The following is an 8,206-nucleotide window of genomic DNA, read 5'->3' on the forward strand; positions in this document are numbered from 1 at the left end:
AGGAAAGAAGGGAATAGATGTGTACTGAGTTATTTCAAAAATCAAATACGAGTCCTATATGATCTGGATTTATGCCAAGCTGTACTAGCCCAATCGTCTGTAACTGATAAACAGAGGTTTGGTTTCGACCCACGCCTTTTGGCTGATATTAATGGCATAGCTGTAAGTTTATTTATCGAGCAGTTCACAGCTTTTGACTATAGACTAATGACTAATGACCAATGACTAATAACTAATGACTAGCAATTTAGAAGCTCAACTTTTAGCACTGCGGCAGTCAGGAGAGAAAGCGATCGCAGCCGCTGACACCCTAGAACATCTGGAAGAACTCAGAGTTAACTATCTGGGTAAGAAAGGGGAACTGGGGGCATTGTTGCGAAGTATGGGGCAAATGAGCGCAGAGGAACGACCAAAAATTGGAGCGATCGCCAATACAGTCAAAGAATCCCTGCAAACTAGTCTAGACCAGCAACGTGCTGCCCTGGAATCTGCACAAATTCAGCTACAGCTAGAGGCGGAAACTCTCGATGTAACTATGCCAGGAATTTACAGTCCCCAAGGTCGGATTCATCCCCTCAATGGTATTATCGACCGGACACTGGATATCTTTGTTGGTATGGGCTACACGGTGGCTCAAGGGCCAGAGATGGAAACAGATTATTACAATTTTGAGGCTCTCAATACCCCACCTGACCACCCCGCCCGTGATATGCAGGATACCTTCTACCTACCAGATGGCAATCTTTTACGTACTCATACCTCGTCAGTGCAAATTCGTTACATGGAAAGAGAAGAACCACCGATTCGGGTTGTGGCTCCAGGGCGAGTTTATCGGCGAGATAATGTAGATGCGACTCACTCAGCTGTTTTCCATCAAATAGAACTTTTAGCCATTGATGAGGGACTAACTTTTACAGACCTCAAAGGCACAATTAAGGTATTTTTACAAGCAATATTTGGCGATTTACCAATTCGTTTCCGCGCCAGTTATTTCCCATTTACCGAACCCTCGGCTGAGGTGGATTTGCAGTGGAATGGTCGCTGGCTGGAGGTGATGGGCTGCGGTATGGTCGATCCAAATGTACTTAAGTCTGTGGGTTATGACCCAGAAATTTATACAGGGTTTGCTGCCGGTTTTGGTGTAGAACGCTTTGCAATGGTGTTACATCAAATCGATGATATTCGTCGTTTATATGCTAGCGATTTGCGGTTTTTGCAGCAATTTTAGGCATACGTAATAGTTATGTATTGCAACCAAGGTAAGAATAAATAATGACCTCAGTTTCCAGGTTAGATCAAGTTCTAGAAAGCATCGAAGACTTATCAGTAGATGAACAAGAAACACTAATTGATCTGATACGTCATCGACTGGCAGAACGGCGGCGTGATGCAATTGCTGCTAATATCGCTCAAGCACAGGTAGAATACCAGGCGGGTAAAGTGTTCCGTGGTACAGTTACTCAAATAATGGATGAGTTAAGTAAGTGAGAACTGTAGTTCTGGCATCATCGTTTAAACGAGCATTTAAGCGATTGGTAAGACGACAGCCAGAATTACAAGAGCGGATTGGAGAGCGGTTAGCACTACTAACCGCCGATCCATTTAATCTACTGTTGCAGACCCATAAACTTAAAGGCAAACTGTCTGGAGCTTTGGCGTGTTCAGTAGACTATGATTGTCGCATTGTATTTAACTTTGTGCAAAATATAGAATCTGGTAAAGAGGAACTTTTGCTAATTGATATCGGCACTCATGATGAAGTTTACTGAGTTTAAGCTAAATGTGAGCAAATCATTTTCTTTCAAAGCATCTCAAACTGATTGGGAGAGGATTAATCCAATGCAAGATGAGGATATTGATCTTTCTGACATTCCAGAAGTGACTGAAGAACAAATGAAGCTAGCGGTGCTGCGGGTTGGCGGAAAACCTACTGAACGGGGTCAACAAGGTGGCAAACGTCTAACGCTTGAGGAATATTTGAAATATGACGATCGCACGGATAGCCAATATGAACTGGTGGCAGGTGAGTTAGTTGCAATCCCACCCGAAAGCCCAAAAAATGTCCAGATATCTCTCTTTTTGCTGGTAAATTTTCTCAAGTTCGTCCCGGTTAATCGGTTGAGTAACAAGGTTGAAATTGTTGTTGCTGGTTCTCGTGCAACAACTCGCATTCCTGACTTAGTTGTGCTGACGGATGAACTTGCAACAGCCTTAGAAAGTGCAACGCGATCCACAATCACGCTGGATATGCCACCTCCGGCATTAGTTGTTGAAGTCGTTTCTCCTGGCAAAGCTAACGAAGATCGGGACTATCGCTACAAACGTTCTGAGTATGCCGCAAGGGGAATTGCTGAATATTGGATTGTTGACCCCCAAACAAATGCAGTTACCGTACTGATATTAGTTGATGGGTTTTATGAAGAAACCAGATTTGCCGGAAATAGTGCGATCGCTTCTACTATTTTCCCAGATTTACAGCTAACTGTAGAACAAGTACTTAACGCTGGAGAAAGCAATGTGGGTAAGGAAGACAGATGAAGTGATTTGAGCAGTGCGAGCGGGCAGACGTATTGGGCGGGATTGGCTCAACAGATTTCTATACAAAGTTATAGTTATTGAAGGCTATCTGTAGATCATGCTTTGAGGTTATTTTTACTTATGGCTCAGAAGAAAAAACAACACATCATACCGAAAACTTACCTGAAGGCTTTTACAGATCCCACTCAACCTGATGGTATGCCAGAACATAAACCCTTTGAACCATCTGTATGGGTAATTGAAAAGTCGCTCAAGTCAGAGCCGCAACGTAAATCTCCAGATCATAGAACTTTTTGGAAACCCTACTTTTATAAGCTTCATGAGGACAGTGACAGTTCACCAGTCATTGAAGAAGCTCTATCAAAGATTGAAGGTAAATATCCTCATGTCTTGAAAAAAGTATGTAACAGAGAAGTATTAACAATTGAGGAACTAAATTATTTAGCCCTTTTCATCGATACGTTGTTTAGGCGTACTCAACCTAGTCTTGAACACTGGCAAAGCCAGATTAATAAACTTGAAGAGTTATATCGTCATGTTGATCAAGCCCATAATCAAAACCAAGAAATTTCAGATGAAATTTGGAAAGATTCTCATGAAATAGCTAAAAAACTAATTATTGATGCGGCTGGAACATTATCATCGTTGATCCTCGCGGCTGGACTTGTTTTTGTTTTTAATCAAAGTGAGCTTCCATTTTTTTCATCAGATAACCCCGTGACTTACCAGTTTGGGCATATTGATGATTTATATAGAGTCAGTATTCCAAAAGCTTGGACATATGAAGATATCGGAACTAATGAGCAGAAGTTTTTCTGTTACTGTGCTCTTACACCTACTGTTGCAGTAGTGTCATCACCATTTATTCGACTTCCAGATGAAGCACCATATGCTTGGGTGGAAACAAAAGATCCGAATTTCCCTTTTAGCATGAACATTCTTACGCATCGTAGTGCTGATTCTGTATTGATTTCACACCAACCTAAGCCCTACGGGATTCACCAGGATTTTGCAATTCAATTTCTTGAGAGCATCGAAAATGCTCAATCAGCGAAGGGAACTGAATTTATTATCTACACAAATAAAGCAAGGTATTCTCTTAGTGTTGATGCCTATGAGCATTTTGACACTAATCCGTTACAGCCAGAAGTTCATTTCTGGACAAAGGATCTCAAAACTCTGCATACTTTTGCTCAAGATGATTCCATTGAAGTTGTGCATTATTACGAAGATGGTGTCGAGACAGGAGGCACAAGATATTTGAAGTTGTACAGTGTAAGCCTTTATCATGATGAACCATCAGTCATGAAAGCACACTGGTACTGAGCAATTAACATAGGGTGGTTAATCAAGATAAGCCGTCTCAAAAGTTTAGGTGGTGATTTTCGCTGTTATACACTAAATTATTTATGTAAATGTGACAAAACTGACTTATATGAGTCTATTGAAATAGCTCCGACCGAAGAGCAGCAATGAGCGATCGCATCCTCAATCAAGCAATTTTCTAGTCTGGCAAACCAGCCTGCTGTTGACCAGAACTATTGGTAAACTAGAGGCAATGCCAGTTCTGCTGAGTGATTTTAGCCCCAATGAACGAATCAGAAGACTTTCGCCGGAATCTTCTCAGATGCTTGGGAGGCGAATGGCCTGAACCTTGTCCGCTCGATCCACGGCTGGAGGACTCAATAGCTCGTGAGGGATATCGAATAGATAAAGTAACATACCAGGTTGAACCCGGAGAGCGTGTGCCTGCGTATGTTATTGTACCGGATGGTGTGACTCCCAAATCACCTGCCCCAGCGATCGCTGTCTGGCATCAGCATAATAATAATTGGACGCTCGGCAAAAGCGAGCCTGCCGGTCTTATCGGCGACCCAACACAATTTACAGGTGTTGCTCTGGCACGCGAGGGGTACGTTGTGCTTTGTCCAGACGCCCTGTGTTTTGAGGAAAGACAGGACTCGATTCTTCGAGGAGGTGATTTCGAGCGCTTTACCTTCTTGCAATACCTCGTCAACGGCAAGTGCCTTGCATGGAAATACATACTCGATATGCAGAGAGCTATCGACTACTTGTGTTTGCGACCCGATGTGAATGCTGAGGCGATCGGTTGCTATGGTCATTCCCTTGGCTCTATTTTCACATGGCTTGTCGGCCCTTGGGAAACACGGCTCAAGTGTCTTGTGGGAAACTGCGCTCTGCCAACCTACTCTGCCATTCATAGCACTCGTCGTCTTGCTGGATTTGGTATCTTTATTCCTGGTTTGAACCAATACGGTGATACACCGGACATTGCGGCGCTGATTGCTCCTCGTCCTCTACACCTAAATTTTGGCAGCGAGGATAAACACAGTCCGGTTACTGAGGTTAGGAAGGCTATGGAGAAGATTGAGAAGGCTTATTATCAGTGTGAGGCTGAAGATAACTTTACTTACTTTATCGAGGAGAACCAGGGGCACGTATTGTCTGAGCAGATGTGGGAGCGTGCGAAATCTAAGTTTCTCAAATACTTGCCGCCAAAAGGTGGTCGGTAAATAACACTAACCACCCTTTTGATACTTTATTTAACTATTCCTGAATGACCGGGGATATCTGCCAAAGGTTCAAATCTTCCACCTAAGTATTTGGCGAGAAACTCCTCTGCGTAGGCGTAGCCCGTCGTAGACATCGCATCCCTCAATTAAGCGATTTTCTAGTCTGGCAAAGCAGCCTGCTGCTGACCAAAACTATTGGTAAACTAGAGGCAACGCCAGTTATGCTGAGTGATTCGTTCTATGTTTGCTGAAACCTCCTCGCGCTACGTTACCCGTAACCCGGAAATTTTGAGTGGAGAGCCAATTATTATAGGTACTCGCACATCTGTTCGTGCCATTGTCGGTTTGTGGCGGTTGGGGATTATGCCAGAAGAAATCCTGAACCATTTGCCACATTTGACGCTGGCACAAGTGTTTGATGCCTTGAGTTTTTATCTCGATCATCAGGCAGAGATTAATGAATACATTGAGCGAAACCGAGTACCCGATGAATTAATACATCCATCTGTCAAAGCTATATTGGGCAAATCGTGACGGTTTTTGCTGCACTTTACAGTGATGAGGATATGTCAGCGTTGGTTGCTACACTGTTGCGATCGCGCGGTCTAGATATCACAACTGTTTCGGAACAAGCAACACTTGGCAAAACAGACCGTGAGCAACTTGAGTTTGCAACTTCTGTGGGCAGATGTATCATGACACATAACCGTGTCGATTTTGAGCGGTTGCATCTCCAGTATATAGAGGAGAATAAAGAACATTTTGGGATTATCGTTGTGCCTCAGAAAAACGCTTATGAAGTCGCGCAACGGATTGGTATTCTGGTAAGCACACTAACGGCTGATGAAATTAGGAATCAGTTGTTGTATGGATGAATCGTTTCAAATTAAAAATATTAAGGTGGTTGGTGAATGACACTAACCACCCATTTGATACTTTATTTTACTATTCCTGAATGACCGGGGATATCTGCCAAAGGTTCAAATCTACCGCCTAAATATTTGGCGAGAAACTCCTCTGCGATCGCAAAGAAATGCAAGCGATTTTCTGGTCTGGCAAAACCATGCCCTTCATCTGTGTAAAGTGCATATTGCACTGGCAAACCAGCCTGTTGCATGGCGTTGACAATTTGATCACTTTCTGATTGTTTCACCCGTGGATCGTTTGCACCTTGACCGATGAGTAAAGGTTTTTGAATTCGGTCAGCGAAGAATAAAGGCGATCGCGATTTCAGAAACTCTGATTCTGTCTCCAAGTTACCAACACGGTGATAAAGCATTGCCTTCATCGGTTCCCAATAAGGCGGTATAGTTTCTATCAGAGTAATTAGGTTACTCGGCCCCACAATATCTACACCAGCAGCAAAGATTTCTGGTGTAAAAGTCAACCCCACTAGAGTAGCGTAACCACCATAAGAACCACCCATAATCGCAATCTTTTGCGGGTCGGAAATACCTTGTTCCACTAGCCAATTCACGCTGTCAATCAAGTCATCGTGCATTGTGCCAGCCCATTCGCGATTACCAGCATTCAAAAATGCTTTTCCATAGCCAGTAGAACCGCGAAAGTTCACTTGCAAAACAGCATAACCCCGGTTAGCTAGCCATTGCGTTGTGGGAGAGAAACCCCAAACATCTCGCGCCCAAGGGCCACCATGAACCAGCAGTACTGTTGGTAGATTCTGGGTAGGTATTCCCACAGGGGTTGTTAGGTAACTGTGGATAGTCAAGCCATCCCGCGCTTCATAAGAAATCGGTTGCATTGAAGCTAACTGCAACGCTTCGAGTTTAGGTTGATTGCTAAAGAGGAAGGTGCTGGTTTTTGACTCTCTATTATAGGCATAGTAATAAACTGGCCCATCGTCAGTTCTATAAGCTACTAGCCAGGTTTTATCTTCCAAGTCGCGGCTAATTAGAGAGAATTCCCCAGGACTCACCTTGGCGATTTCCTCAAAATCAGCGGCGATAGTGCGATCGATTATCTGCCATTCTTGTTTGTCTTTGTAGAAAGAAACTGCTTGGATAACTCGTGTCAATGGCTGAATGATTATCCCCACGACATCATACTGTTCATCTTCAGCAATGACAGTTTCTTTACGAGTGTCTAGGTCAACAGCTAGCAGACGTTTGGCATTAGCATCATGATTGCCTCGAATATAAAGAGTTTTGCCATCAGTGGAGAAGCTAACAGAACCCCCTTCTTCCTCTGGCCCCCAGTGGCGAAGAATTTCCCACTGTTTGTCTGCCGTTTTCTGCAATAACAAATCATAACCACCATCGGGTGTGCTAGCTGTTGCTGCACGTATTTGAAACTGGGCGTCAGATGTCCAACTGATAATATTACCGGGGTTGTCGGTGTCGAACTCCACTGCACCATTTTTTAGGTTGATGCGGTAAACGTCAAACTTTTGGGGGTTGTTCAAGTTCAACGCTACCAGCACTTGATCTGGAAATTTAGGTTCCAGTTCCACGAGTTCAGCTTTCACACCCTGGAATGGCGTTAAGTCACGCACAATCTTGGAGTGAATATTTACCAAATGGAGGTGAAAGTTCTCGTCGCCATCTGAGTCCTGCATATAAATCAACTGGTCGGCGTTATAAGTCCAGAAGAAAATGCGGATACCACGTTTTTTGTCAGCAGTTAGTATTTGGTCGTCTTCTTGTCCGACAGTTCGCAACCAAACTTGTAAGACATTTTTTTCATCAGGGGCAATATATGCCAAATACTTGCCATCAGGCGAGAGTTGTGGACTGGTTTTTTCGGGATTCCCAAACAGAATTTCGCGCGAAATCAGCGTTGGTAGGGAGGGCGCTTGAGCAGATGACATATTTTTATACTCTATTTGACTTCTTTATTGTTACTTAGTGGTGAAAATGACAATTCATTCTATTGGATGAATCTAGCTGGAGAATAAGTAGGGCAGTAGGTAGCAGGGAGAGCAAAGGGAGAGAAAAAAGCCTTATTTTAAGCGTATTGCATCAAAAATGGGGACACAGAGATGCGGAAAATATTTACAATCAGCAATTAGTAAAACTTATTCACGAGTCTTTGAACTCCGTTAATGAGTCTTTTAGCTCCATTAATGAGTCTTTTAGCTCCATTAATGAGTCTTTGAACTCCATTAATGAGTCTTT

General features: G+C 43.3%; 10 protein-coding genes and 1 pseudogene. 10 read left to right on the top strand and 1 reads right to left on the bottom strand.

Annotation, left to right across the window (positions count from 1 at the left end; genetic code table 11):
* The 9 genes from HWQ41_RS03620 to HWQ41_RS03660 all read left to right on the top strand — a co-directional run.
* On the top strand, positions 1-225 hold a 225-nt coding region (locus HWQ41_RS03620; protein ID WP_292760040.1), incomplete at its 5' end, for a hypothetical protein.
* Positions 226-235: 10 nt separating this feature from the next.
* Positions 236-1,228: a phenylalanine--tRNA ligase subunit alpha gene (gene pheS, locus HWQ41_RS03625; RefSeq protein WP_292760041.1), complete on the top strand. Its 993-nt coding sequence runs from the start codon at positions 236-238 to the stop codon at positions 1,226-1,228.
* Positions 1,229-1,272: 44 nt separating this feature from the next.
* Positions 1,273-1,488, top strand: coding sequence for a hypothetical protein (locus HWQ41_RS03630; protein WP_292760043.1), 216 nt, complete (start codon positions 1,273-1,275; stop codon positions 1,486-1,488).
* The gene (locus HWQ41_RS03635) at positions 1,485-1,769 is read left to right on the top strand and encodes a type II toxin-antitoxin system YafQ family toxin (protein ID WP_292760045.1); all 285 of its coding nucleotides are present in this window, start codon (positions 1,485-1,487) and stop codon (positions 1,767-1,769) included. The genes HWQ41_RS03630 and HWQ41_RS03635 overlap by 4 nt, the downstream gene beginning before the upstream one ends.
* A 124-nt stretch (positions 1,770-1,893) precedes the next feature.
* Entirely contained in the window at positions 1,894-2,538 is a 645-nt protein-coding gene (locus tag HWQ41_RS03640; protein ID WP_292760118.1) for a Uma2 family endonuclease, read from the top strand.
* A 120-nt stretch (positions 2,539-2,658) separates the two neighbouring features.
* Complete coding sequence (locus HWQ41_RS03645; protein ID WP_292760047.1) at positions 2,659-3,864, top strand: DUF4238 domain-containing protein; 1,206 nt, start codon at positions 2,659-2,661, stop codon at positions 3,862-3,864.
* A 263-nt stretch (positions 3,865-4,127) separates the two neighbouring features.
* The gene (locus tag HWQ41_RS03650) at positions 4,128-5,072 is read left to right on the top strand and encodes an alpha/beta hydrolase family protein (RefSeq protein ID WP_292760049.1); all 945 of its coding nucleotides are present in this window, start codon (positions 4,128-4,130) and stop codon (positions 5,070-5,072) included.
* Positions 5,073-5,312: 240 nt separating this feature from the next.
* On the top strand, positions 5,313-5,606 hold the full coding sequence (locus HWQ41_RS03655; RefSeq protein ID WP_099067084.1) for a DUF433 domain-containing protein: 294 nt from the start codon (positions 5,313-5,315) through the stop codon (positions 5,604-5,606).
* Positions 5,603-5,947, top strand: coding sequence for a DUF5615 family PIN-like protein (locus tag HWQ41_RS03660; RefSeq protein WP_292760056.1), 345 nt, complete (start codon positions 5,603-5,605; stop codon positions 5,945-5,947). The genes HWQ41_RS03655 and HWQ41_RS03660 overlap by 4 nt, the downstream gene beginning before the upstream one ends.
* Positions 5,948-6,009: 62 nt before the next feature.
* Here the strand turns inward: HWQ41_RS03660 and HWQ41_RS03665 are convergent, their stop codons facing one another.
* Complete coding sequence (locus HWQ41_RS03665; protein WP_292760058.1) at positions 6,010-7,899, bottom strand: S9 family peptidase; 1,890 nt, start codon at positions 7,897-7,899, stop codon at positions 6,010-6,012.
* Positions 7,900-7,961: 62 nt separating this feature from the next.
* Between HWQ41_RS03665 and HWQ41_RS03670 the strand changes: the two are divergent.
* A pseudogene (locus HWQ41_RS03670) lies at positions 7,962-8,206 on the top strand (hypothetical protein); the annotation flags it as partial.

Origin of the sequence: Nostoc sp. NOS(2021) (assembly GCF_017115025.1) — a bacterium.
Taxonomy (GTDB): domain Bacteria; phylum Cyanobacteriota; class Cyanobacteriia; order Cyanobacteriales; family Nostocaceae; genus Nostoc.

Excerpts from the sequence above, each read along its gene's own strand:
- HWQ41_RS03655 (WP_099067084.1), top strand. The coding sequence starts at position 5,313 with ATGTTTGCTGAAACCTCCTCGCGCTACGTTACCCGTAACCCGGAAATT.
- pheS (WP_292760041.1), top strand. The coding sequence starts at position 236 with ATGACTAGCAATTTAGAAGCTCAACTTTTAGCACTGCGGCAGTCAGGA.
- HWQ41_RS03645 (WP_292760047.1), top strand. The coding sequence starts at position 2,659 with ATGGCTCAGAAGAAAAAACAACACATCATACCGAAAACTTACCTGAAG.
- HWQ41_RS03650 (WP_292760049.1), top strand. The coding sequence starts at position 4,128 with ATGAACGAATCAGAAGACTTTCGCCGGAATCTTCTCAGATGCTTGGGA.
- HWQ41_RS03640 (WP_292760118.1), top strand. The coding sequence starts at position 1,894 with ATGAAGCTAGCGGTGCTGCGGGTTGGCGGAAAACCTACTGAACGGGGT.
- HWQ41_RS03665 (WP_292760058.1), bottom strand. The coding sequence starts at position 7,899 with ATGTCATCTGCTCAAGCGCCCTCCCTACCAACGCTGATTTCGCGCGAA.
- HWQ41_RS03630 (WP_292760043.1), top strand. The coding sequence starts at position 1,273 with ATGACCTCAGTTTCCAGGTTAGATCAAGTTCTAGAAAGCATCGAAGAC.